The sequence below is a fragment of the Flavobacterium sp. genome (assembly GCF_013822155.1).
Taxonomy (GTDB): Bacteria; Bacteroidota; Bacteroidia; order Flavobacteriales; family Flavobacteriaceae; genus Flavobacterium.
The window spans coordinates 20,928-46,878 of record NZ_PNJW01000020.1; the positions used below are offsets into that span (position 1 = coordinate 20,928).

The window sequence follows — 25,951 nt, forward strand, 5'->3', positions numbered from 1 at the left end:
GAATTCAATTTTTAATAATTACTTTCTGAAATGTTTCCATGAGCAATTGCTTTTGCAGAAGATGTTCCAATCCGTTTTACACCTAAAGAAATCATTTCGATTGCTTCCTCATAGGTCCTAACTCCTCCTGCCGCTTTCACGGGAAGTGGAGAACTGTTTTCTAACATCATAATGATAGTTGGAACAGTTGCACCATTTGGTTTTCCGGCTTCCGTTTTATAAAACCCGGTGGATGATTTCACAAAGACATCTTGATACTGCTCTTCTTTAAAGTTAGCTATCACTACATTTTTGATAAGTGTTGAGAGTTGAATTATTTGTTGGTCAGTTAATGCCGCCACTTCAATAATCCATTTTACAGTTTTGTGGTGACTGATACCGAGTTGTGTACATTTTAAAATTTCTTCTTTAACATATTGACTATCGCCATTTTTAAAATTTTCATAGTTGCAAACATAATCTAATTCGTCTGCTCCGTCTTCTATGGCTTGAGTCGCTTCCGCTAATTTTTCTTCAATAGTATAAATTCCTTCCGGAAAACCAATAACTGTTCCAATCAGAACTTTAGATTCAGCTTTAGCAATCATTTTTTTTGCTAAAGAAACCATATCCGGTCGAATCATAATTAATTTAAAATGTTCTTCGATAGCTTCGGCTATAAAACCTTCAACTATTTTTTTATTTTCTTCAAAAGACAACCCTGCCTGAGCTGGTGTCTTTAAATAGGTCGAATCTAAAAACTGTTTAATATTCATAGTGTAAAAATAAAAAATCCCACCGAAGTGGGATGCTTTTTATACTTAAATATTTTATTTTTTAATTTTAAAAGTGATTGGTATGGTATATCTTACTCTAACCGGTTGTCCGGCTTGTTTCCCGGGCTCTAATTTTGGTAATTTTTTGATAACCCGTAACGCTTCTTTTTCAAGCTCTTTGTTCATTACTTTTTCTTCAAATACGGGTTTAACATTAGAAACTGAACCATCCGTATTAATTATAAATTCTACCAATATCGATTCTTGAGCCCCATTTTCTTTGGCCTGTTCAGGATATTCCAGATTAGAAATTAAAAAGTTAGCCATTTGCTCATTAAAACAGGTTTCTCTTGCAGGTCCTTTTAATTTAGCACATGCTTTAAAAGCTGGGACTTCTTCCAAAGCCCATCGATCAATAATTTTATTTTCTGTTGGAATTAACACAACAGCTGTTGTTTCAATAGGTTTCAAAAGCAATTTATTGTCTTCTGTATCATCCGGCGAAGTAACATCCGTTTGTATCGGCTCAATAGTTGTATTCGGAACTTCTCTAAACTTATTTAAGATTGGTTTACTAGGAGCTTTATCTATTTTTGCTTTTTCAACCACTTCCTTAATTTCTTTTTCAACCTGAAAGGTCTCATGAAAAGGTTTTTCTGAAATATCTACCACTTCTTTTTTTGACTCAACTACAAACTCAGAAATTGGCGATTTTAGTTCGATAACAAAATATACAGCAATTAAACTGGCAATAAGTCCAAGTTGAAAATAAAGTTTGCTGTTGTGGTTTACGCGTGGGTATTGATCTAAATTTCTCATGGTTAAAATGGATTAGTTATTTTTAATGCAATCCAATTTTTGTGCCAAAAAAAAATCCACTCGAGTTCGAGTGGATTTAAGTTTGTCTATTTTTATTATTTTATTGGTCTAATTTAAAGGTGATTGGAATACTCATTGTCATCCTTACCGGTTTTCCTCTTTGTTTTCCAGGAATCATTTTTGGCAATTTAGACATGATACGTTGAGCTTCTTTTTCCAATGTTGGATAAGGTGCTCTCATGTTTGCAATAGTCACACTTCCGTCTTTCTCAATTACAAAACTCACGAATACTTTACCCTGATGTCCAGCATCTAAAGCAGCTTCCGGATATTGGAAATTTTTTCTAATGTGAGCTTGTATTTTTTCTTGAAAACAATCTTTTCTTTTGTCTTTTGCTACGCCTTCACAACCAGGGAATAAGGGTACATCTTCAATAATTGCAAATGGTACATCAACTTCAACTTCTTCTTCTACTACAACAACTTTTTCAGCTTTCACAACAACTTCTTGTTGATTTGTTTCTGTAGATTGAATGTTCATTTCTTTGATCTCCTTTTTATCTTCAACCACTTTAATTATTTCAGGAGCAGCTGGTGGTGGTGGAGGTGGTGGAGGTGGTGGCGTATTCAATTGCTGAGTGATAGGCACTTCTTCATCTAAAAAACTATTGTCAACTTTTTGGGTTAAGCCGGACAAATCTTTTTCGTATGTTTTCAATTCAATTGCCATATAAGACAAGGCAACAATTGCCGCCAATCCTAATTGGAAATAGAGTGAACTATTTCTTTTTGGGTCAACATTTGGATTCTTTTTTAGTTCCATAATATGTAATTTGAGATGCTAATATAGCTAATTAAAAAAAACTTTAAAATTATTTTATAAAATTTAACCTTTTATGGTTTTTAATCATCAGGAATGCTGCAAAAATACACCCAAGTGAATTAAATAAAATATCTAATATTTCAGGCTCTCTATAGATTGTAAAAACCCCTTGTAATACTTCAATAATTATGCCATAAATAACAGCAGAAATAGCAGAAATAAAAACCGCTTTTCTAAAATTAAATTTTGACATTAAATTCAAAATTAATAACTCTGTTAAAACAAAATAAAAGATAAAATGAACGTATTTGTCTCCGCCTCTGATTTGTACTTTAGAAAAACTATTCAAACTTACCAGACTTAATGTGGTTATAAAAACCAACCAAAGAACTAATAAAAATAGTAATATCTTTTTTTTAGGCACCAATCAACTCTTTATAAGCTTGACTATCTAATAAATCATTAAAATCATCTACATTGGAAACTTTTACTTTCACCATCCATCCTTTTCCATAAGGATCTGTATTTACACTTTCAGGATTAGATTCTAAGTCTTCATTAAATTCAATGATTTCACCTGAAACAGGTAAAAATAAATCCGAAACAGTTTTAACCGCTTCAACCGTTCCAAAGACCTCATCTTTTTCTAATGATTGGTCTAATGTTTCCACTTCAACATAAACAATATCTCCTAATTCTTTTTGAGCAAAATCTGTAATTCCTACCGTAGCAATTTCACCATCTAAACTCACCCACTCGTGGTCTTTTGTGTATTTTAAATTTGTTGGTATATTCATTTTGTAATTTGTTTCAGCAAATGTAATTTTTATGCTGTGATTATAAAATCTTTTTTATTGAAATTTTAATTAATTTCCAAAATTATATCGAAGTGTAAAACCAGACCTGATATTTGTTAATGGAAATGCCGTAGAAATCACTGCTTTAGAAAAAGTATGATCATAATAAAATATAGCTGTCAAATTTTTACTGAAAGAATAATCGGCTGTTAATTTAATAGACCAAATATTTTGACCTCCGGCAAGTTCATTATTATCGTAATCTAGGTAACGAACTATTGTTTTGTTATTTCTATAAGAGAAATCTGTTCTGAAATTGATATCACTTTTAATTATACCTTGTGGATTATCTGCTAATGAAGAGGTAATTACAACATCTTTTAATCGGTAGCCTAACCCAATTATATATTCTAAACCTTGCACTTCCGTAAGTAGATTATTGTCAAAACTCATTGATAACGCACGGTCTTTCTTCATTTCAGCTAACATTTTAAATGAATTTTTCATCTCAAAATCCATACGGATTAATGGATTGAATTGTTCCATTAAGTTAACATTTTGCACAATTGTTTGATTATAAAAATTTCCAAAACCTTCATTATCCTGTCCGCCCGGATTTTTATCATATTCAAAATTTGACCGGAAGGAATTAATTGTATAAGCCGCTCTGTAACTATGTTGCAGTGAAAATCGTTTAAATCGTTCTTTAAAGAAAGTATATCGCATCAAACCGTTGTATTTTACGGTCCAATTCGGAATTGGAAAATCTCTAAATGCACTTAACGAAGTGCTGTTTTCATCTTTCCCCGAATAAGCAGATAAGAAAGAAGGAATTAATACAGCTTGATTATTTTTTCCATATCCAATTGGATATCCGGCATTAGAAGAATAGAAGTTGTATTTTGGGTCTGCCGGATCGGTTGGAATTGGGTTATTAGCATCACCGTATCTAGGAATATTAGCCCCATAAAAATCTGCAGCCAGTCGATTTGCTATCACCAACCTGTTATCTCTAAAATCTTGAAAAGCAGAGGAGCCAAATTCATCACTTTTACTAAAAGAAGTTGAAATTAAAACCGTTGAAATTGAAAAATTTCCCATTGTATAGGGCGAACGCGAATTATAAACTCCATCTAAAACGTCATATTGTTCAGAATAACTTTCCATATAATTACGGTCAGCAGTAAGATCAATAGTCAAATCAGGGAACAAATCTACTTTTGCTGTTCCATTAAACTGTTGTGATTTTACTTCGGTGTAGTTTTGATTAAATTCAGGATAAATTGTTAACCACCCATTTTTTGCAGCATCTTGTCTAACATCATCTTGAGCTCCAAACACAAATCCTAACGTTGGTTTTGAAGAACCAAAAAACCCTAACGATTGTGTATAACCCGGTAACAAAGTTCCTTCATTTTGAGTATAATTCAATTGAATATTTTTAACACTCGTTACTACACCAATCAGTCCGTCAAGAAAAACATTCCCTTCATTTTGTTGAGGTACCTTATTACTGGTCACTTTTTCACCAGGTTTTGGAGCAGCTTGTTTTGGTGTTGGTGCCGGTTTCTTTTTTGTTTTAGTCAACCCAATATATTTATAAAACAAATCCATGTTTAGCGTAGTATTCAACCGATGAGAACTTGAATTTTGAATTGTATTTCCTAAATTGTAAATGGTTCCATCTTCGGTTTCAGCTGATGAAAGAGCTAAAGAAGATCGCATCCAGCTATACGTTCCTGTATAAGAATAATTTGCTTTTAGGAAACTTAAAAAAGGTAATTTGTAAAGAGGAATATCATAATTCAGAATGAACTGTTGATTCAATTGATTTGCTTCTCCAACTTCTAAATAGCTGTCATAAATTTGATTTGAATCATCCGGAATTCCGGTTTCGTCTATATAATTTCTAACAAGATTACTTCGGTTAGCATTGTAATTAATTTTTAAAGCTTTTGTAATATCATAGTTAAAGCCATATAAATAATTAAACAAATAATTTCTTCTGTATAATGGGTCTAAGGCAATACCTTCCACTTCAACTTGTCTGAATTGTTGGCGATTATATTGTCTAACCACATTGGTGCTGAAATTAATATTAGAAGGCAAATAATTAAAATTGAAATCACTCAACATTTTCCAATATTGTGATTTTTTCATTGTCTTATTTTCCTTTAAAGGCTCAATTGGTTTTGGAGAAAAAGCAAAAGAATAATCTACAGCAGAATTTACTTGCTGATCTACATAACTTTCAATTTCATAATTATGTTTATCGACTTGGTTATAGGAATGTGACAATGTAAAGTTCTCAACATTATAAACTTTCGGTTTTTGCTCAGGAGCTCTCTCTTTTCTGACTCCTATGAAATTTATACTTTTTCGTTTTGTGTAATCAATTGCTCGGTTTTCAATATTCTTTTTTTCTGCCTCGTCTGTAGTGACATCTATCAATTGATCTAATTTAATATCTTGATAAAACGGGTCATATTCAGGCGTGATAACTAATTCGCCAATTCCATAATTAAATGGTAAAGTTACACCCCATTTTTGAGGAAGTAACTTGCCAAAATTAAAATTAGTTACAACATCATATTCTCTCAAATCTTCACGACTTCGTTCATTAGGCCCTTGTTCTAATGTTCCAAAGCCAATTGTTCCTAATCTTCCTGTGGCTGATACGTTTGCGAAATCAGCTGCATTTGCATCTACACTGACAATGGCCGCCATACCTGCCTTGTTCTTCATTCCTGCCACACGCAACTCATTGAACCAAACTTCTCCACGAATACTTTCGAGTTCAACTTGTCCTGTTTTGCTGTTTTTTAAACCGATCATTAACGTTCTCACTAACCCAAAATTTGGATTACCTTTTATCCCTAATCGAAGTTTATTGGGTTTATTTACTAACGAAGGATCTAACTCATCTTCATTTAAAAAATAGATTTCATCGGGATTTGGATTTGCTCCGTTTATATTTAACACTTTTAATTGTGTTAACAATGACAATTGCAAATCTATCTCATTATCTTCTGGCCAAATCTCTTCAGGAGAAGTAGTTCCGTGAGGAGTAACTTTTAAGGGTATCTCAACTTGATAAAAGTTTTGTGAAAAGTCATTTCCAAAACGGATAAAAGCAACCATTTCGTCATCATTTAAACGATTTGGATCGAGGTTGTTTTCAATTGCTTCAGCGTGAATAAACATTTTTAATTTCTCAAACTGACGCAAATCAACTTCTACATTTTTAAAAACAGCTCTTGAATCTTCCGGTTCTAAACCGCCGGGTATATTGTTGTTTTTTGGAGTTACCCTTAACGATAAAGACTGTTCATTCTGATTAATTACCGAATTATTATTATATAATTGTTCTCTATCAACTCCGGGAGGTAAGACATAATTTATTGGTGTTCTATTGCTATTTTCCTGAACGTTTACAGCAATTGATTCAAAAACCGTATTATCATCTTCATTCTGAATATCAGTTTCATTCGGGTCTAGTGTCGATAAATATTGTCTCCATTCACCTCTTACTAATTCAACTGCAGCAAAACGAACCGTAATTTCTTCTGTAAATCCGGTCATGAACATTCGCATAAAACGAATAGTACGAAAATCTGAAATACTACCTATTTTATTTTGATACTGTGATACCGGAATTTTGAACTGCAACCATCTGGCCGCGGGATAAGTTTCTCCTCCCGGTTCTGTTTTTGCTGCTACAAAAACTTCGTCTGTAATATAATTTTCTCCTACGCTAGAATTTGGTGCAATATTAATTTTATACTCATAATAGGCATTTATGGTATTCATCGTATTGTCTCTATTGATATCTTCAACATCAGGTAAAGTTGTATTTCCTCTGTTATTATCTGTTACATTTACCGGTGAATTTCCTTGTAATCCGTTGTAATTTTTATAGCGTTCAATAACATTACCTGTAGCCGCTAAATAGTATTCAAAATTATCTTGTGAGGGGTCAGAGAAAGAAGAAAAAGTTGGGAATAATGCAGCTTCTTCTGCATCTGAAATTCCATCTAATCCTAAATCTTGTACCGCTCTATTTGCCTCACTGGTATCAAAAGCATAAATTAAAGATTGTGATGCGGGAACCTTTCCCCATATTGTAGAAACAGTAGGAGATGTAGCACCAGCTTCAGGCAAACCATTTTCATATTGCTTTCTGCCGTCTTTCAAAACATCTTCCGAAATTTCACCTAAGTTGATGTAAACTTCTCCCGTATTTGTTGGAGCAGTTTCATCAGTACCATAATAGGGATCTAACACCCATAATTGGAAATATTCTACATTTCCTTGTTCAAAGTTGGTTGAATTTATAGCTCTTGTTATACCTCCGAAATTTTGATTTGGCGTTGGTAATTGATTATCAGGTGTTGTTGAAGGATTAAAATTATAAGGTCCTCTTTGGTTTGGATAATACGTTAAATCCAATGTATTAATTACTTGTTGTTGTCCTTGAGCAACATCTGTCACCGGAAAGATATCGTTGATATAAACTCTTCTAGTTTTATTTAAAGTCATATCTTCTGTTGAAATACCGGCAGGTCTTTGTGATGTATAAAATATTGGATCGATGGTATACCAAGATAATTTTGCTCGTTTGAATCCATAACTCAAACTATTAGAGCTGCCAAAGAAATCATATGTACTGTTTGTATTACTCTCAGGCACACTCGACAAATACCAAGACAATGGCGACTTTACATCTATTGTTGTTTGTGATCCTTCAAAATCATCAATATATAAAGTTGATTCTCCTTCAAAATTATCGGCTTTTGGTGAATCCGGTTTTAAAAATGCTACTTCTCCACGAACTGAAATTGATGACGGAACATCCGTATCAATATTTGGTAATTTATTCACCAATCGGGTTAAAAAAGGAAGTTCGGATGAAAAATTGGTATTGAAACCAAAAATAGTATTGTTCACTGATTCTTGCCCAAAGGTGGATTTTTGAGTGTAAGGTCGCTCAGTCATTCTCAAATAAGTAGCTCCTACATTGAACGTTTCAGAAATTTTGTGATCCACATTAAATCCCATAAAACGTCTGGTCTGTTGTCCAAAAACAGAATTATTTTCAACAGAAATATTGATTGGCGTTCCCGATGCCTGAAGGGATGGGTCTAATATTCGAACTCGCCCAAGTTGGTAATTTACAGTATAATCAATTCCTTCTGCTAGAGTTCGACCGCCTGCTGTTACAACAACTGAACCTTTTGGTACATTAAATGCTCCAATAGGAATTCCGTCACCTCCGGTTGATTTATAACGTCCCCTTAATAAGAATTTATTTTTATCACTGTCTTGCAAAGCAGCAGACTGGGTGCTTTTATACATACTTCGATACACATACTTACCTTGATTTGAATTATATCCGGTGGTTGTATTGTCGTAATCTTCTAACGGATTAGATGTTCTTAATTTATTGAATAAATGATTTCCAAATGGTTCAACTGTGGTAAATATCAATCGTCCGTTTTGTGTATCAACAGTAATTCCCGGAACAAAGTCAAAAAATCCGTCACCTCCAACTTGCGGGTCATTAGTATAATTCAAACGGTCTGTATTAAAAACTTCCAACAAAGGAGTTTCTGCAACATCTGCCGGTAACGATAAGGGCGGATTCCCTGCAGGAGTTATATAATTTAACGGAGAAGGATCTGTGTATAAAATATTAAATCTAAAATCTTCCTGACTCAACTCAAAAGCTCCCGGAATTTGATAGATGTTTTTCATCATTAAATTCCAAATTGGCTTATCAACATTAGTCAAATTACTTTTCAGCATTTTTAAAATCAAACATTGCGTCGATGGAACTTCTGTGCTAGGGTCTACTACTGTTGATTCTACTCCGCCATTTCCAAATTCTCCTACACGATAAACTTCGTCTCCAATGGTATATTCGTAAGCTACAGCAACAACTTCATCGTTTGCTAAACGCTGTTGCAAGGAGAGATATCCTAATTGAGGGTTGTAGGTATATTCACTTGTTGTTAATTTTCTGGCATTTTCTAATTTAGAATAATCCAATCCTTCGATGGCAGGGTAATTAAATCCTGAACCTGAAGTTACAATTTCCCTAATGTTTGGATTTAATAATCCGCCCCCTGTTTGAATCAGTCCGGGATCAAAATCATTATTGGCATTATTAGCCGGTGTATCGGTTAATACATTAAAAAATCCTGCCGGAATAGGGTCAATTCCAACTATTTCTGTGTCATCCAACCCATTTAATTGTGCCTCTCCTAAATCTTGTAAAGCAATAATATTTCGCAAATTATTACCTTCGGGTGAGGTATTTACGCGATTTTGTCGGTTGGTAATCCAAACTTCAATTCGGGTAATTTGTACTCTACTATTGATTAAAGGATAATTTTTTAAAGAAGCATCATATTTATCTCTAAAATATTGCGATAAGAAAAAGTGTCGGTCTGAATCATAATCTAAAGCAAATAAATCAAAATCTTGAAGTGTTCCATCTCCTAAGGCTGTCACAGAACGAGTTTGCGATTTTTGTTCAGAATAAACTCCGGTAACCGTTGTTTTTCCAAATTGCAATTCAGCTTTCACCCCAAATAAACTTTGAGCCCCTCGAATTAAAGTATTATTCAAAGGCATACTGACATTACCTACTTCTAATTTTCGTAAGATGGCGTCTTCTTCGGGAGCATATTCTAATTTGATTAAATTTTGAAAGGCAAACGTAGACTGAGTGTCATAATTGGCATTCACATTCAACCGAGTACCCACTTTACCGGATAAACTCATGTTGATACGTTGTTCAAAATCAAATGTTGTAGTCGTTCTGTTTCTGGGAGAAAAAGTAGGGTTATCTTGTTTTGTATAGCGAACTCCTAAATCAATTTCAACAGAACCTCTGGGCTGAACATCAATGGTATTGCTTCCAAAAATAGTTTCAAAAAAACCGGAATTAACATAAAAACGGGGTAATAAGTCTTTTTTAGCTTCGTCAGCACCAGCTTTTCTGCCATCCATGGCATCCAGTTTTTGCTTGAAATACGTTTTCATGGATTCCCGCATTACTAATTCTTCATACTCTTTTGGCGTAAGAATTACCGGGTAATTGATATTAAACTCTCCAACAGTACTATTATAAATATAACGATCGGTTACCGGATCATAAGTATATGCCGAGACAATGCTGGGTGGATTAGACAACTCAACTTTACCTTTATTGAAACCAACTGTGTCTTTAGGTGTTTCATCATCTTGTGAATACACTAAAAAACCGGAAAGAAAAATTAGCCATATAAAACTAATTTTAAGACCTGATATAAAATTATAATGATACTTCGTTTTCAAGTATTATAAATTTTTTAAAGCTTGTTTAATTATTGATTCTATTGTAGCATCCGGGTTCTCTCTAGCAATCTTCTCCACTACCTTTTCTGCTAATTTTTTGTTAAAGCCCAATACCTCCAAAGCAGATAACGCTTCATCCTTATTTGTATTGTTTGAAGGCATAGAAACTTCGTCTAAATCATACACCTTTAACACTTTTTCCTTTAAATCTAATATGACACGTTGGGCTGTTTTTGATCCAATTCCTTTAATTGATTGTATTGTTACTACATCCGCAGAGGCAATTGCCTGAAGAATTTGTTTAGGTTCCATCGATGACAACATGGTTCTGGCAATACTTGCTCCAATCCCGGACACGGAAAGTAATAATTTGAAAATTTCTCTTTCCGACTTTTCTACAAAACCAAACAACGTATGAGCATCTTCCTTAATTTGAAGGAAAGTAAATAACTTAATACTATCAGTATTAGGAATTAAAGAATAAGTATGCAACGAAATATGTACATGATACCCTACTCCGTTGCAGTCTATCACTACATCGGTAGGCGTTTTTTCAACTAAACGTCCTTGAATATGAGCTATCATTATTATTCTATGTTAATTTTCAAATGTAGCAAAAATCTTTAATTAGCAACCAATAAAACGATTAATAACTTAAATAATTAGTTAAAGAGTGACTTTTATCGATTTATAGCGTTTCTCTTTTTCTTGTGCATCTACCACGGCAACAGCAGCCATATTTACCATTTCTTCTACACTTGCTCCCAATTGAAAAATATGCACCGGTTTATCTAACCCTAGCATTATTGGACCAATAGAATCTACTTTATATAATTCTTTGAGCATTTTATAATTAATATTTGCCGCTTCCAAATTTGGAAAAATCAGCGTATTAACTTTTTTCCCAGCCAATTTAGAAAATGGAAATTTGTTTTTTAACATTTCAGGATTTAAAGCAAAATCGGTTTGAATTTCACCATCTACAATTAAATCCGGATAATATTTATGCAAATAAGCCACTGCCTCTCTTACTTTTGATGCTCCTTCGGTATTTGAAGAACCAAAATTAGAAAATGAAATCATTGCTATAATTGGTTCCATCCCAAACAATCGAACAGTTTTTGCTGTCATTAAAGCAATTTTTGCTAAATCATGAGCAGAAGGATCAATATTGATCGCTGTATCTGAAAAAAACATCGGCCCTCTATTGGTCATCATCATATTAGTAGTGGCGATTTTAGAAGCTCCGGGTGCTTTATCTATCAATTGCATGATTGGTTTGACTACAGAAGGATAACTTCTCGAAAATCCCGTAACTAATGCATCTGCTTCTCCTTCATTAACCATCATAGCAGCAAAATAATTGCGTTCACGCATCCATTTTTGAGCATCTAACAAAGAAATTCCTCTTCGTTTTCTGCTTTCCCAGAATGTATTGGCATAATGAAGTCTTTTCTCGTCACATTCACTTGTCTTTGGGTCTAAAATAGGCACATCTACATCAAATCCTATTTCTTTTTTAAGTTCTAGAATAATTTCCTTATTACCTAATAAAATTGGATTACCAATGCCTTCTTCCATGACAATTTGTGCTGCCTTTAATACATCTAAATGGTCAGCTTCCGCAAAAACGACACGTTTTGGATTTGTTTTAGCTCGATTTGCCAACAAACGAACCATTTTGTTATCAGAACCTAAACGCTCGGCTAATTCTTCTTCATATTTTTCCCAATCAGTGATTGGGTATTGAGCCACTCCTGAATCCATTGCTGCTTTTGCAACTGCAGGAGCCACTATGGTAATTAATCTAGGATCGAAGGGCTTTGGAATTATATATTCGCGACCAAAATTTAATTTGGTTTCACCATAAGCAATATTAACTTGTTCCGGCACTGGCATTTTTGCTAATTCTGCTAACGCCCGAACAGCGGCCATTTTCATTTCTTCATTTATTTTAGTTGCCCGAACATCCAAAGCTCCCCTAAAAATATATGGAAAACCAAGAACATTATTTACCTGATTAGGATGGTCTGAACGACCGGTAGCCATGATAATGTCTTTTCGAGTATTGATAGCTAAATTATAATCAATTTCCGGAATTGGATTAGCCATCGCAAACACTATAGGGTCTTTTGCCATGCCAAGCAACATATCCGGGAATAAAATATTACCGGCAGATAACCCTAAGAACACATCTGCATCAATCAATGCTTCTTTTAATGTTGTTCCTTCATTTCCGTTTGCATATTTAATTTGCAAATCAGATAAATCAGTTCTTCCATGATATAAAACACCATGACTATCAAACATGATAATATTTTCTAATTTGACCCCTAATAAAACATATAAATTAGCACATGCTAATGCTGCAGAACCAGCACCAGAAACAACTATTTTAACATTTTCGGCTTTTTTATCGGCTAACTCTAATGCATTTAACAAAGCTGCTGAAGAAATAATGGCTGTTCCATGTTGGTCATCATGCATCACCGGTATGTTCAACTCTTCCACTAATCGACGTTCAATTTCAAAAGATTCCGGAGCTTTTATATCTTCTAGATTAATTCCTCCAAAAGTAGGAGCAATATTTTTTACAGTTTCAATGAAAGCGTCTATATCTTTTGTTCCAACTTCAATGTCAAACACATCTATATCGGCAAAAATTTTAAATAATAATGCCTTTCCTTCCATGACCGGCTTTGAAGCTTCAGGACCAATGTCGCCTAATCCTAAAACAGCTGTTCCATTTGTAATTACAGCCACTAAATTCCCCTTGGCCGTATATTTGTATACATTATTGACGTCTTTTGCAATTTCCAAACAAGGTTCAGCAACTCCCGGTGAATACGCTAATGATAAATCACGTTGCGTTGCATATTTTTTGGTGGGAACAACTTGAATTTTTCCCGGACTTGGTTTCGCGTGATATAATAACGCTTCTCTACGTTTACTGTCTTTGTGCATGATTTAAGGTATTCTCTACTGTGACTTACAAAGGTAAAAGAGTTAAGGAAATAAGGAAATATTAAATAGATTCTTTTTCGTTTAATTTAAAAAAAACACAACTCAAATCTTACATTTACAATTAATATTTTTTTTACATACTTATTAATCAAAACAAATACGTATTTTTTATGGCAAATGAAAAATTATTTCTTTTTCAATGTAATTTCTTAAATTTGTCATAAATTTGTACGAATTATTTAATCACTTAAAATTTAAATTTATGAAAAATTATTTTTTAATATTTGTTTTAGTTTTGTCATTTAGTGCAAAAGCTCAAGAATCAGGATCATTATCATTGAATTTATATGGCGGTTATAATTTTTCCGACAAAGTGAGTTTTGACATGGGTTATGTTAATGTCAAAGACGGTTTTCAATGGGGTGTTGGATTAGAATATTTTGTACAGAAATATAGTTCTGTTGAGTTAAAATACCTTAGAATTGATACTAAAATGGAAGCTTTTGTTGGTAATACTCAAATTAATGCTGGTGATGACAAAGGAGCTGTTAACAACATTTTAGTTGATTTTACTCAATATTTTGATGCCGGATCAACTAAACTATTACCTTATATTGGAGGTGGTCTTGGTATGGGTATTGTTGAAACTCCAAAAAACGGGAATGAAACTACTTTTGCTTGGGATATAAAGTTAGGAGCAAAAATAAAAACATCTTCTGCAGTTTCTGTTAATCTACATGCCTATCTACAATCAATGTCCTCTGCTGTTGGAAATGATATATTTTACACATGGTATGGCCCTGTTTATGTTACAGATTATGCAACATTATATCAATTTGGTTTAGGAGCTGTAATAAGTTATAATTTCAAAAACTAGTTTTATTAAATTATAAATTAAAGCCTTTTCATAATAAATGAAAAGGCTTTTTTTATTTACTAAAATAATTCAATCTCATTGTTCTTAATGAGAGAAATATTTATAAATTTATATCACTTTTTTAAATAAAATTTTTTGATAACTATATACTTATGACAAATTTTTCATCACTTCAGTTAGCTTCTTCTACTACAATTTCAATACTGCTTTTTATACTTATCATTGCTTTTTATATATTGGGTCACTTTTTTATTAAAAGAGCTATTCGAAAAGATCCTGAACATATTAATATTGAACTCGGATCGATTAATGGTGCTTTATTGGCATTGCTTGGTTTAATATTAGCTTTTTCTTTCAGTATGGCAAGCTCAAGATTTGACACCAGAAGACAATTAGTAATTGAAGAAGCAAACAATATTGGAACGGCTATTTTACGAACCGATATTTATCCTGACAGCATTAGAAAAATGTTGAAATCAAATATGAAAGAATATGTTGAAGAGCGTATTTCTTTTTATCAATCAGGAATGGATATTCAAAAAACAGTTGAACATTACAAAAAAGCTGATTTCATTGGAAAAAAAATATGGACGATAACCGCTGATTATGCCAAGAAAGACAATATTACAACTCGAACTTCCGAATTAATTCCAGCTTTAAATGCCATGATTGACATTACGACCACACGAAGAGCGGCAGGCGAGTCAACTATACCGGATTCAATTATGTATTTTCTGTTTGCTCTTTGTGTTTGTTCCGCTTTTCTGTTAGGATATGACAACAAAAAAACCATTGATTGGATTATTTTAATTGGGTTTACAACAATGCTTACCTTAACTGTATTCACAATAATTGATCTAGACCGTCCTCGAAGTGGTTTTATAAACATGGATGGGCCGAATGAGAAAATGGTTGAATTACGGCAAATGTTTGAGTGAGTTTTACTTTTTTGAAAAGGCAACATTTCGCTTCAACCCCTCCAACTTCGTTCGTTTGACTGCTGTGTTTTTAAACACCTCTTTAAAAACAGCTGAAGTTATTTCTTCCCAGTCTTTTTTGGTGAAGGAAAGTAGTTCAGGAGTAGCTAGAAAAAGCGGTTCACTATGGGGTTTCGAAAAGCGATTCCAAGGACAAACATCTTGGCACACATCGCAACCAAAAACCCAATCATCGAATTTACCTTTCATTTCAGTGGGAATGTTTTCTTTTAATTCGATGGTGAAATAGGAAATACATTTGCTGCCATCTACAACATACGGTGCAACAATGGCTTCAGTTGGGCAAGCGTCGATACAAGCTGCACACGAACCGCAATGATCGGTGGTTGGGTTATCATATTCTAATTCTAAATCAACAATTAATTCGGCAATAAAATAGAAAGAACCTACTTTTTGGGTAATGAGGTTGGTGTTTTTTCCAATCCAACCCAAACCACTTTTAGCGGCCCAAGCTTTGTCTAATACGGGAGCGGAATCAACAAAAGCTCTACCGGAAACATCACCAATTTCAGTTTGAATAAAATGTAAAAGTTCTTTCAGTTTTTCTTTAATGACAAAATGATAATCTTGTCCGTAAGCATATTTTGAAATCTTATAACTTTCTTCGTTTTGAAATTCGGATGGATAATAATTCAGCAATAATGAAATAACACTTTTAGCTCCGTCAACTAACAAAGTTGGATTCAACCGCTTGTCAAAATGGTTTTCCATATAACTCATTTGACCGTGCATAGTATTGTTGAGCCATTTTTCTAAACGAGGGGCTTCTTCTTCTAAAAAACCCGCTTTGGAAACACCACATGACAAAAAACCAAGCCGTTTGGCTTCTGATTTTATGCTTTTAGTATGTTTTTCTTTTGCATTCATCACCTTTTTATAAATTCCAATATGGCATTATGAGGTTTCAATGTAATTAATGGTTTAATTTGAATGGGGTCTTTTTTCTCTTTAATTTCAAATTGTTCAACCAAGGCTATTATTGCCAAACTCATTTCATACATCGCAAAATTATTCCCAATACACATTCTTGGGCCGGCTCCAAAAGGATAGTAATTTTTTGAAAACTTAGTATTTTCATCTAAAAATCGTTCGGGGATAAATGCTTCCGGCTCTTTCCAAAAATCAGGATGGCGATGAATTTCATACACTGAAAATAATAAGTTGGAACCTTTGGGTAAAGTTAATCCGTCAAAAGTATCTTCTTCAATATTCACTCGGTCTATAAAATAAGCCGGCGGATACAATCGCATTGATTCTTCGATTACCAATTTTGTATAGGTTGCATTTTTTATCCAATGCATCAAATCATTAGATTCACTTTTTACCTTTACTATTCCCTCTAAAATTTTTAGTTGAGCCTCAAGGTTTCTGGCCAATAATTCGCACGTAAAAGTTAAAGCGTTTGAAGTAGTTTCATGACCCGCAGCAAATAAAATTAATATTTCATCAACCAGTTGATCTTCTTCCATGCTTGAACCATCTTCATATTTGGCATTTAAAAGCATATCTAATAAATCGTCATGATTCGCATTGCTTTGCTTTCTTTCTTCCACCAATCTTTTCAGAATAGTCCTTGAATTTTGAGTTAAATCTAAATGCTTTTTTGTTTTTCCTGAAAAATTAAACCACCAAACAAGAAAAGGTTGTCTCAGTTCTTGCACTAACATTTTTTGAGTGGCTTCCGTAGTATGTTGTAAAGAAGCAATATCTTCATCAGAAATAGCTATATTAAAAATAGATTTTACAACTGTTTGAAAAGCTAAATCATTAAAAACCGGAAAAACATCCATTGGCTTTCCTGTTTTTATTTTTTTTAATTCCTCTAAAATCGTTTCTTGAATAGTATCAATTAAAAGTACAAGTTGGCTTTTATGAAAGGCAGGTTGAATTAATTTACGTTGTCTTTGCCAATGTTCTCCTTCTGCAGTTAGCAAGCCTTTGCCAATATATTTTGCTAAATCTCTTGTTTGAATATAGGATTTAGTATAATTTTTTTGATTCTTTTGAAGGGCATGTTGCAACAATCCCGCATCTCTACAAAACAAAACTGATTTGCCCAATCCAATATTTAAACGAAAGATATCTCCTAATTTCTTAAAATTGGCTGCATGAAAAGGCAATGGATTTTTTAAAATGTTATTGGCATGATTTAGAAACCTAAAAAAAGAGACTTCAGGAATTGTTTTGGGTAAACTCATAGTTTTTTTTTTGCTTAGAGCTATTAAAATAAACCGCCTTGGATATTGGTTCTGATTTTTCCCAAGTGTTTATATGCTTTTTCAGTAACTTCTCTCCCTCTAGGTGTTCGCATGATAAAACCTTCTTGAATTAAGAATGGCTCATATACTTCCTCTATCGTTTCACCACTTTCTGAAACAGCTGTAGCTAGTGTGGATAACCCTACCGGACCTCCTTTGAATTTATCGATGATTGTCGTTAATATTTTATTATCCATTTCATCTAAACCGTGGGCATCCACATTCAACGCTTTTAAGGCATACCGAGCAATTTCGATATCGATAGCTCCATTCCCTTTTATTTGGGCAAAATCACGAACTCTTCTTAATAATGCATTAGCTATTCTAGGAGTTCCTCGACTTCGTCCGGCTATTTCAATTGCTGCTTCCATTGAAATGGGAACTTTTAAAATCATCGAACTACGTTGAACTATGGTGGTCAATAATTCTGTGTTATAATATTGCAATCGGCTTTGAATTCCAAAACGTGCTCGCATAGGGGCCGTTAATAATCCTGAACGTGTAGTAGCTCCTACCAAAGTGAAAGGATTCAAATTGATTTGTACGGTTCTCGCATTTGGACCGGATTCAATCATGATGTCAATTTTAAAATCCTCCATAGCTGAATATAAATATTCCTCAACGATTGGACTTAAACGATGAATCTCATCAATAAAAAGCACATCTCTATCTTCTAAATTAGTTAACAAACCGGCTAAATCTCCAGGTTTATCTAAAACTGGACCTGAAGTTATTTTAATTCCAACTCCTAATTCATTTGCTAAGATATTTGCTAAAGTAGTTTTACCCAAACCCGGAGGACCGTGAAATAAGGTATGGTCAAGGGCTTCTTCTCGTTGATTAGCTGCTTCAACAAATATTTTTAAATTTTCAAGCACTTGTTCCTGACCGGTAAAATCATCAAAAGACAGCGGTCTTAACTTTTTTTCAAGGTCAAGTTCATCCGCATTAAAACTTTTATTTGAGGGATCTAAATATTCATTCATAAAAACAAAGATAGAAAATGTTTTGTGTTAAGTTGTTTTTGAAACTTGATAAAAATAAAAAAGCCCTTCCAAAAATGAAAAGGCTTAAATATGAATTAATAAACTATAATTTTAATGATGTAATTCTTTTTCATCAGGTCCCATTGGGACTATTTGAGAGACAAAATCTTCTGCATGCCCGGGTTTGCTATAATCATAAGGCCATCTGTGAACTTCAGGAATTTCCCCAGGCCAGTTTCCATGCATATGCTCAACGGGAGCAGTCCATTCTAATGTATTTGATCTCCAAGGATTTTGTACTGATTTTTCACCATAGAACATACTGTGGAAGAAATTCCAAATAAATACCAATTGGAAAGCACCTCCTACTAAAGCAAAAACAGTTATGATTACGTTTACATTTTGTAAATCATCAAATAACGGGAAAGCTGTATTGGTATAATAACGTCTAGGTAAACCGGCCATTCCGATAAAGTGCATTGGGAAGAAAACTCCATAAGCACAGATGGCTGTTACCCAAAAGTGTACATATCCTAAATTTTTATTTAACATTCTACCAAACATTCTTGGGAACCAATGATAAATTCCGGCAAACATACCATAAAGAGCAGAAATACCCATTACTAAATGGAAGTGAGCTACAACAAAATAAGTATCATGTACATTAATATCAAGCGTACTATCTCCTAAGATAATTCCAGTTAATCCACCGGTTATAAAGGTTGAAACCAAACCAATTGAAAACAACATAGCCGGATTCATTTGCAGATTTCCTTTCCACAAAGTAGTAATATAATTAAACGCTTTTACCGCAGATGGAATTGCAATCAATAATGTTGTAAAGGTAAATACCGAACCTAAGAATGGATTCATACCGGATACAAACATGTGGTGACCCCAAACTATCGTAGACAAAAAGGCAATTGCAATAATTGAAGCTATCATTGCACGGTAACCAAAGATAGGTTTACGAGAATTGGTAGCAATAATTTCAGAAGTAATTCCCAAGGCAGGTAATAATACAATATAAACCTCAGGGTGACCTAAGAACCAGAATAAGTGTTCGAATAGTACAGGAGAACCACCTTGATAATGTAAAACTTCACCGGCTATATAAATATCAGATAGGAAAAATGATGTTCCAAAACTTCTGTCAAATATTAATAATAAAGCAGCAGATAATAATACCGGGAAAGAAACAATACCAATAATTGCAGTAACAAAAAATGCCCAAATAGTTAAAGGCAATCTTGTCATTGACATTCCTTTTGTTCTTAAATTAATTACCGTAACCACATAATTCAGTGACCCCATCAACGAAGAAGCAATGAAAATAGCCATTGAAACTAACCATAATGTCATTCCCGTTCCAGAGCCTGGAATTGCCTGAGGCAAGGCACTTAATGGCGGATAAATTGTCCAACCTGCAGATGCTGGTCCAGATTCAACAAACAAGGAACAAACCATGATTACACTTGATAAAAAGAATAACCAATAAGAAATCATGTTCATAAAACCGGAAGCCATATCACGAGCTCCAATTTGCAATGGAATAAGCAAATTACTGAACGTACCGCTCAATCCAGCCGTTAATACGAAAAATACCATAATTGTTCCGTGAATGGTCACAAGAGCTAAATAGATATCATTTCGCATTACACCATCCGGTGCAAAAGTATCACCTAAAAGTACATTGAATATCTTAAAAGACTCTTCTGGCCAAGCTAATTGCATTCTGAACAATAACGACATCGCCACTCCAATAATACCCATTATCAATCCTGTAATAAGGTATTGTTTGGCAATCATTTTATGGTCAATACTAAAGATGTACTTTGTGATAAAAGTATCTTTATGGTGATGTTCGTGTTCGTGTCCGTGATCTTGTTCGTTTGCGTGATCGTGTGCTGACATATGACTTAATTAATTTATATATTTTGCTATTACTTTACTACTTGTACTACTACAGTTGAATCTTTAACAACAGTAGCAGTATCAATTGTTGCTTTATCTGCTTCTACAGGCTGTTCTTGTGCTTTAATATTTTGAACTAAAGTTGTTTGACCACCTAACCATTTTTTAAAATCCTCAGGACTTTCCACAACAATTTTCATTTGCATATTGTAATGCGATTTTCCACAAATCTTATTACAAAGCAACAAATAATCAAAAGTATAAGGGTCTAATGCTTCTTGTCCCTTGGCAACTAATTCTTTGCTTTTTTCAGTTCTGATTTTATTGATTGCATCCACTTTTTCAATCATTGCTTTCGAATTTCTCATATCAACAGTAGTTACTGTTGGAGTAAAAGCAAATTGAGTTACCATCCCAGGAACACAATTCATTTGTGCTCTAAAATGAGGCATATAAGCAGAATGTAATACATCTTGAGAACGAATTTTAAATACTACTTTGGTACCTTTAGGTAAATGTAATTCAGAAGCAGGAATATCATCTTGAGCATTTGGATCTGCTAGATCAACACCTAACGTATTTATTCCTTCTATGTAACGCACATTTGCTTTACCTAAAACATTATCTTTTCCTGCATAACGAACTTCCCATCCAAATTGTTTGGCATAGATTTCTACAACCATTGGATTTTCAGTTTCTTCATCTACAAACATAATATTTGTCCAAGCATATAATCCGTAAAGAATTAAACCAGCCAATGTAATAGCAGGAATAATACTCCAAATTGCTTCTAATTTATTGTTGTCTGCAAAATATAAAGCTGTTTTACCCTTTTTTCCTCTGTATTTGAATGCAAAATAATGAAGTAATGCTTGGGTAATGGTTTGAACAAAGAAAATAAGAATCATCGAGATCCACATTAATCTATCTACTTCAACACCATGTTCTGATGCAGGATTACTCATTAAAGGGAAATGACCAAACTTAACAACACAATAAATAGTTGTTAAATAAATGAATACCAAAAAGGCAAACATTAAATATCCATTTACACTATTATCATTATCATTAGCTACTTGAGAATTTTCAGCATTATCCCCTATTTGAGTTAAATCAAATATTTTGGTTAATTGCCAAATAGCAACCGATACAAAAACTAAAACAATTATAACTAACAAACTTGTCATCTGTTTAAATCTTTTAAATATTAATAATGAAAATGTTTACTTTCTTCAATAAAAGGATTTCTTTTAGGAACCAATGGTGCTTTTGTTAAAGCAGTGAAAACTACTAAAAGGAATAATCCAAAGAAAAACAATAAAGAACTTATTTCCCCAACACCGATAAACCATTGGTCACCAACGGTCGCCGGCATAATCATAGTGAAGAAATCTATATAATGTCCGAATAAAATTACCACACCTCCCATTACGATTATCCAAGTGATTCTTTTGAAATCTGTATTAATCAATATCAAGAATGGAAAGATAAAGTTTAATGCTAACATTCCGAAGAATGGTAAATTATATTGTTCAATTCGAGTAACAAAATAAGTTACTTCTTCCGGAATATTTGAATACCAAATCAACATAAACTGTGAAAACCATAAATATGTCCAGAAAATACTAATACCAAACATGAATTTAGCTAAATCGTGAATATGACTTGTATTTACATGTTCTAAATATCCTTTTGATTTTAAGTATAAGGAAACTAAAGCGATTACAGTTATTCCACTTACGAAGAAAGAAGCAAAAACATACCATCCAAATAAAGTAGAGAACCAGTGTGGATCAACAGACATAATCCAATCCCATGACATAATTGATTCTGTAACAATAAAGAAAACTAAAAATGCTGCTGACATTTTGAAATTTTTCTTGTAAAATGTGTTATCAGATGCCTCATCTTGTGCCAAACAGTTTTTTCTTGAAAAATGACGGTACAAATTCCAACCAATTAAAAAGATAGCTGCTCTTATTAACCAAAAATATTCATTTAAATAACCTGATTTATTAGCAATCAATTTATCATATTTTGGATTAGCAGGATCTAATAAATCATGATCCATCCATACAAATAAATGATTGTAATGAAATGCTGATAATAATAATAAAACGAAGAAAATTACTGACCCTACAGGTAAATATGCTGTAATTCCCTGCATTACTCTAAACAATATAGGTGACCATCCTGCCTGAGCTACATTTTGAATACCATAAAATGCTAATACTCCAAGTGAAATTAGCATAAAGAATAAGGCTGCAACATATACAGCTGCCCATGGCTTGTTTTCCAATTGATGTAAAACATGTACTAAATGTTCTTGGTGTTCTGCTTCAGCTTTTGCATCTTTTCCATGAGCTTCATGTGCAGTTGCTCCATGAGCATTTCCATGTTCACCATGAGCATCGGCTTCAAGAATTTTTTCTACCTCTGCAGTTGTTTTAGGAGCAGAAATAAAACTATATCCAATTCCCAATAACCCAACTAGCATTAGGACAATGGAAAAAACTTTTAATTTACTTGAAAGGGTATACATATCTATACAATCTAGTTGTCAATAATTATAATTTACTTTTTAACTGAAGAACATAATCGGTTACTAACCAACGCTCGTGTTGAGACAATTGATTAGCATGAGAACCCATAGCGTTTAAACCATATGTAATTACGTGAAATACACTTCCTTCTGTTATTGGTCTATCAGCATAACTTGGAACGCCTAAGAATTTTTCTCTTTCCACTAATTTACCTTTACCATTTCCTTGTTCACCATGACAAATAGAACAGTAAATAACATATAGGTCTTTCCCTTTTGTAGCTTCTTTTTCAGAGATGGAATCTATCGGTGATATCAAATTAGCTTTAGCCAAATCATAACCAGCAGTCGTATTTTCATACTCATAAATTTCAAATCCTCTTTTGATTGTTCCGGTTGGCGGCTCTTGAGCAGTTTGCCCTTGTAATTGATTTTTACCATTGAATGCTTCAGATTCTGCATAGGTTTCATAGCCTACAGACTGGTACATATTAGGGAAAAATTGATAATTTGGACTCTTACTGTCAAAGCAAGATGTAACCGATAAGGCTAAACCAACTAATAGGGTTATTTTAAATAAGCTTTTCATAAAACTATATTAATGCTTTTCTACAACTTTTAATTCAATTGCACCAGTTCCTTTTAGAAAAGATGCTAATTCATCTTCATTATTATGGATTGAAACTTCCATGACAAAATGATCATCTGTTGTTCTCACATCAGGATTTTCAGCTTGTTTAAAAGGCCATAATTTACTTCTCATATAAAAAGTAATTACCATTAAGTGAGCAGCAAAGAAAACCGTTAATTCGAACATAATTGGCACGAAAGCCGGCATGTTTTCAATATAACTAAAACTAGGTTTTCCCCCAATATCTTGTGGCCAATCTTGAATCATAATATAGTTCATCATCCAAATTGAAAAAGACAACCCCACCACTCCATACATGAAGGAAGCTATTGCAATTCTTGTTGGAGCTAATCCCATCGCCTTGTCCAAACCATGAACAGGAAAAGGAGTATAAACCTCTTCAATATGATGATGTGCTTTACGCGTTTCTTTCACAGCATCCATTAGGATGTCATCATCATTATATAGTGCTTGTATAACTTTAGTACTCATAATATCTTACTACTAATTATCTTAATGATTGTGATGTCCTTCTTCTTCTCTTTTTTTCTTATAAAACTCTCCCGAAGATTTCAAGATTGTTTTTACTTCAGCTTGAGCAATCACAGGGAATGATCTCGCATATAAAAGAAATAATACAAAAAAGAATCCTATAGTTCCAATATAAATTCCAATATCTACAAAGGTTGGAGAGAACATCGTCCAAGATGAAGGAAGGTAATCTCTATGCAATGATGTTACGATGATTACAAAACGCTCAAACCACATACCGATGTTTACGACAATGGAAATAACAAAAGAAAACATGATACTTGTTCTTAATTTTTTAAACCACATGAACTGTGGAGAGAAAACATTACAAGTCATCATTGCCCAATAAGCCCATGCATAAGGTCCGGTTGCTCTGTTTAAGAAAGCATATTGTTCATATTCAACTCCTGAATACCAAGCCACAAATAGCTCTGTAATGTAGGCAACACCCACAATAGAACCTGTAATCATGATTACAATATTCATTAATTCAATATGTTGAATCGTGATGTAAGCCTCAAGATTCGATACTTTTCTCATGATAATCAACAAGGTATTTACCATTGCAAAACCTGAGAAAACTGCACCTGCTACGAAATAAGGAGGGAAAATGGTTGTATGCCAACCCGGGATTACCGATGTAGCAAAGTCAAAGGATACAATCGTGTGTACAGAGAGTACCAAAGGAGTTGCTAATCCAGCTAATACTAAAGATACTTCTTCAAAACGTTGCCAGTCTTTTGCTCTACCACTCCATCCGAAAGATAAAATTGAATAAACTCTTTTTGTAAAAGGAGTAATTGCTCTATCTCTCAACATGGCAAAGTCAGGAAGTAAACCAGTCCACCAGAAAACTAAGGATACTGATAAATACGTAGAAATTGCAAATACGTCCCAAAGCAAAGGTGAGTTAAAGTTTACCCACAACGAACCAAATTGGTTTGGAATTGGTAACACCCAATATCCTAACCAAGGTCGACCCATGTGGATAATTGGAAATAAACCTGCTTGCATTACTGAGAAAATGGTCATCGCTTCTGCAGAACGGTTAATTGCCATTCTCCATTTTTGACGGAATAATAAAAGTACCGCTGAAATCAATGTTCCGGCGTGACCGATACCAACCCACCAAACGAAGTTTGTGATATCCCAAGCCCAACCAACTGTTTTGTTTAATCCCCATGTTCCGATACCGGTAGAGATGGTGTAAATCATACAACCAACTCCCCAAAGGAAAGCGGTTAATGCGATTGAAAAGACAATCCACCATTGTTTATTTGCTCTTCCTTCAACAGGAGCAGCGACATCTACTGTTATATCGTGATAAGATTTATCACCAATAACTAAAGGTTTTCTAATGGGTGCTTCGTAGTGAGACGACATAATCCTTTATAGTATTTCTTATTAATTTAATTTAATTACGTATTTCTAACTTTAACGTGATAGAATACATTTGGTTTTGTTCCAACATGTTCTAACAAATGATACATACGATCATCTTCAACCAATTTGGCTACTTCACTTTCTTTGTTATTAACATCCCCAAAAGCAAGAGAACCGGTTGAACAAGCACTAGAACAAGCTGTTTGGAATTCGTCAGCATTTACTTGACGGCCTTCTTTTTTCGCTTTTAATATTGTTGCTTGTGTCATTTGAATACACATCGAACATTTTTCCATTACCCCTCTTGAACGAACATTTACATCAGGATTCAA

The 25,951-nt window shown here is 33.6% G+C and carries 19 protein-coding genes and 1 pseudogene; 2 read left to right on the top strand and 18 right to left on the bottom strand.

Annotated elements, in window-relative coordinates; genetic code table 11:
* Positions 1-11: 11 nt before the first annotated feature.
* The 8 genes from deoC to C0512_RS06975 all read right to left on the bottom strand — a co-directional run bounded on the left by deoC (position 12) and on the right by C0512_RS06975 (position 13,499).
* Positions 12-755, bottom strand: a complete 744-nt coding sequence (gene deoC, locus C0512_RS06940; protein WP_290860011.1) for a deoxyribose-phosphate aldolase — start codon at positions 753-755, stop codon at positions 12-14.
* A 54-nt stretch (positions 756-809) separates the two neighbouring features.
* Entirely contained in the window at positions 810-1,574 is a 765-nt protein-coding gene (locus C0512_RS06945; protein ID WP_290860012.1) for an energy transducer TonB, read from the bottom strand.
* A 100-nt stretch (positions 1,575-1,674) separates the two neighbouring features.
* Positions 1,675-2,397, bottom strand: a complete 723-nt coding sequence (locus tag C0512_RS06950) for an energy transducer TonB (protein ID WP_290860013.1) — start codon at positions 2,395-2,397, stop codon at positions 1,675-1,677.
* A gap of 49 nt (positions 2,398-2,446) precedes the next feature.
* Positions 2,447-2,821 (bottom strand): VanZ family protein, encoded by a 375-nt coding sequence (locus C0512_RS06955; RefSeq protein WP_290860014.1) that lies wholly within the window; start codon positions 2,819-2,821, stop codon positions 2,447-2,449.
* Positions 2,814-3,194: a glycine cleavage system protein GcvH gene (gene gcvH, locus C0512_RS06960; RefSeq protein ID WP_290860016.1), complete on the bottom strand. Its 381-nt coding sequence runs from the start codon at positions 3,192-3,194 to the stop codon at positions 2,814-2,816. Before gcvH ends, C0512_RS06955 begins: the two co-directional genes overlap by 8 nt.
* Positions 3,195-3,263: 69 nt before the next feature.
* Positions 3,264-10,454, bottom strand: a complete 7,191-nt coding sequence (gene sprA / locus C0512_RS06965) for a cell surface protein SprA (protein ID WP_290860040.1) — start codon at positions 10,452-10,454, stop codon at positions 3,264-3,266.
* A gap of 84 nt (positions 10,455-10,538) precedes the next feature.
* Positions 10,539-11,120: a Holliday junction branch migration protein RuvA gene (gene ruvA, locus C0512_RS06970; RefSeq protein WP_290860018.1), complete on the bottom strand. Its 582-nt coding sequence runs from the start codon at positions 11,118-11,120 to the stop codon at positions 10,539-10,541.
* Between the two features lie 81 nt (positions 11,121-11,201).
* On the bottom strand, positions 11,202-13,499 hold the full coding sequence (locus C0512_RS06975; protein WP_290860019.1) for an NADP-dependent malic enzyme: 2,298 nt from the start codon (positions 13,497-13,499) through the stop codon (positions 11,202-11,204).
* Between the two features lie 262 nt (positions 13,500-13,761).
* Here C0512_RS06975 and C0512_RS06980 point away from each other — a divergent pair, with 262 nt between their 5' ends.
* Both C0512_RS06980 and C0512_RS06985 read left to right on the top strand, forming a co-directional pair.
* The gene (locus tag C0512_RS06980; RefSeq protein WP_290860021.1) at positions 13,762-14,376 is read left to right on the top strand and encodes an outer membrane beta-barrel protein; all 615 of its coding nucleotides are present in this window, start codon (positions 13,762-13,764) and stop codon (positions 14,374-14,376) included.
* A 152-nt stretch (positions 14,377-14,528) separates the two neighbouring features.
* Entirely contained in the window at positions 14,529-15,314 is a 786-nt protein-coding gene (locus C0512_RS06985) for a hypothetical protein (protein WP_290860022.1), read from the top strand.
* 3 nt (positions 15,315-15,317) lie between these two features.
* On the opposite strand, the gene queG is transcribed toward C0512_RS06985, so the two are convergent.
* From queG to C0512_RS07035, 10 genes and pseudogenes are all read right to left on the bottom strand, one after another.
* Complete coding sequence (gene queG, locus C0512_RS06990; RefSeq protein ID WP_290860024.1) at positions 15,318-16,241, bottom strand: tRNA epoxyqueuosine(34) reductase QueG; 924 nt, start codon at positions 16,239-16,241, stop codon at positions 15,318-15,320.
* Positions 16,241-17,572, bottom strand: coding sequence for a cytochrome P450 (locus C0512_RS06995; RefSeq protein ID WP_290860026.1), 1,332 nt, complete (start codon positions 17,570-17,572; stop codon positions 16,241-16,243). Before C0512_RS06995 ends, queG begins: the two co-directional genes overlap by 1 nt.
* Before the next feature lie 23 nt (positions 17,573-17,595).
* Positions 17,596-18,618, bottom strand: a complete 1,023-nt coding sequence (ruvB, locus tag C0512_RS07000) for a Holliday junction branch migration DNA helicase RuvB (RefSeq protein ID WP_290860027.1) — start codon at positions 18,616-18,618, stop codon at positions 17,596-17,598.
* 111 nt (positions 18,619-18,729) lie between these two features.
* On the bottom strand, positions 18,730-20,532 hold the full coding sequence (locus C0512_RS07005; RefSeq protein WP_290860029.1) for a cbb3-type cytochrome c oxidase subunit I: 1,803 nt from the start codon (positions 20,530-20,532) through the stop codon (positions 18,730-18,732).
* A gap of 29 nt (positions 20,533-20,561) precedes the next feature.
* Entirely contained in the window at positions 20,562-21,719 is a 1,158-nt protein-coding gene (locus C0512_RS07010; RefSeq protein ID WP_290860031.1) for a cytochrome c oxidase subunit II, read from the bottom strand.
* A gap of 20 nt (positions 21,720-21,739) precedes the next feature.
* On the bottom strand, positions 21,740-23,074 hold the full coding sequence (locus tag C0512_RS07015; protein ID WP_290860032.1) for a quinol:cytochrome C oxidoreductase: 1,335 nt from the start codon (positions 23,072-23,074) through the stop codon (positions 21,740-21,742).
* 25 nt (positions 23,075-23,099) lie between these two features.
* Positions 23,100-23,663: a cytochrome c gene (locus C0512_RS07020; protein WP_290860034.1), complete on the bottom strand. Its 564-nt coding sequence runs from the start codon at positions 23,661-23,663 to the stop codon at positions 23,100-23,102.
* Between the two features lie 9 nt (positions 23,664-23,672).
* Positions 23,673-24,197: a DUF3341 domain-containing protein gene (locus C0512_RS07025; RefSeq protein ID WP_290860036.1), complete on the bottom strand. Its 525-nt coding sequence runs from the start codon at positions 24,195-24,197 to the stop codon at positions 23,673-23,675.
* A gap of 21 nt (positions 24,198-24,218) precedes the next feature.
* Positions 24,219-25,619, bottom strand: a complete 1,401-nt coding sequence (gene nrfD / locus C0512_RS07030) for an NrfD/PsrC family molybdoenzyme membrane anchor subunit (RefSeq protein WP_290860038.1) — start codon at positions 25,617-25,619, stop codon at positions 24,219-24,221.
* A 35-nt stretch (positions 25,620-25,654) separates the two neighbouring features.
* A pseudogene (locus C0512_RS07035) lies at positions 25,655-25,951 on the bottom strand (hypothetical protein); the annotation flags it as partial.

Coding starts and splice junctions, on each gene's coding strand:
- deoC (WP_290860011.1), bottom strand. CDS start 755: ATGAATATTAAACAGTTTTTAGATTCGACCTATTTAAAGACACCAGCT.
- C0512_RS06945 (WP_290860012.1), bottom strand. CDS start 1,574: ATGAGAAATTTAGATCAATACCCACGCGTAAACCACAACAGCAAACTT.
- C0512_RS06950 (WP_290860013.1), bottom strand. CDS start 2,397: ATGGAACTAAAAAAGAATCCAAATGTTGACCCAAAAAGAAATAGTTCA.
- gcvH (WP_290860016.1), bottom strand. CDS start 3,194: ATGAATATACCAACAAATTTAAAATACACAAAAGACCACGAGTGGGTG.
- ruvA (WP_290860018.1), bottom strand. CDS start 11,120: ATGATAGCTCATATTCAAGGACGTTTAGTTGAAAAAACGCCTACCGAT.
- C0512_RS06975 (WP_290860019.1), bottom strand. CDS start 13,499: ATGCACAAAGACAGTAAACGTAGAGAAGCGTTATTATATCACGCGAAA.
- C0512_RS06980 (WP_290860021.1), top strand. CDS start 13,762: ATGAAAAATTATTTTTTAATATTTGTTTTAGTTTTGTCATTTAGTGCA.
- C0512_RS06985 (WP_290860022.1), top strand. CDS start 14,529: ATGACAAATTTTTCATCACTTCAGTTAGCTTCTTCTACTACAATTTCA.
- queG (WP_290860024.1), bottom strand. CDS start 16,241: ATGAATGCAAAAGAAAAACATACTAAAAGCATAAAATCAGAAGCCAAA.
- C0512_RS06995 (WP_290860026.1), bottom strand. CDS start 17,572: ATGAGTTTACCCAAAACAATTCCTGAAGTCTCTTTTTTTAGGTTTCTA.
- ruvB (WP_290860027.1), bottom strand. CDS start 18,618: ATGAATGAATATTTAGATCCCTCAAATAAAAGTTTTAATGCGGATGAA.
- C0512_RS07005 (WP_290860029.1), bottom strand. CDS start 20,532: ATGTCAGCACACGATCACGCAAACGAACAAGATCACGGACACGAACAC.
- C0512_RS07010 (WP_290860031.1), bottom strand. CDS start 21,719: ATGACAAGTTTGTTAGTTATAATTGTTTTAGTTTTTGTATCGGTTGCT.
- C0512_RS07015 (WP_290860032.1), bottom strand. CDS start 23,074: ATGTATACCCTTTCAAGTAAATTAAAAGTTTTTTCCATTGTCCTAATG.
- C0512_RS07020 (WP_290860034.1), bottom strand. CDS start 23,663: ATGAAAAGCTTATTTAAAATAACCCTATTAGTTGGTTTAGCCTTATCG.
- C0512_RS07025 (WP_290860036.1), bottom strand. CDS start 24,197: ATGAGTACTAAAGTTATACAAGCACTATATAATGATGATGACATCCTA.
- nrfD (WP_290860038.1), bottom strand. CDS start 25,619: ATGTCGTCTCACTACGAAGCACCCATTAGAAAACCTTTAGTTATTGGT.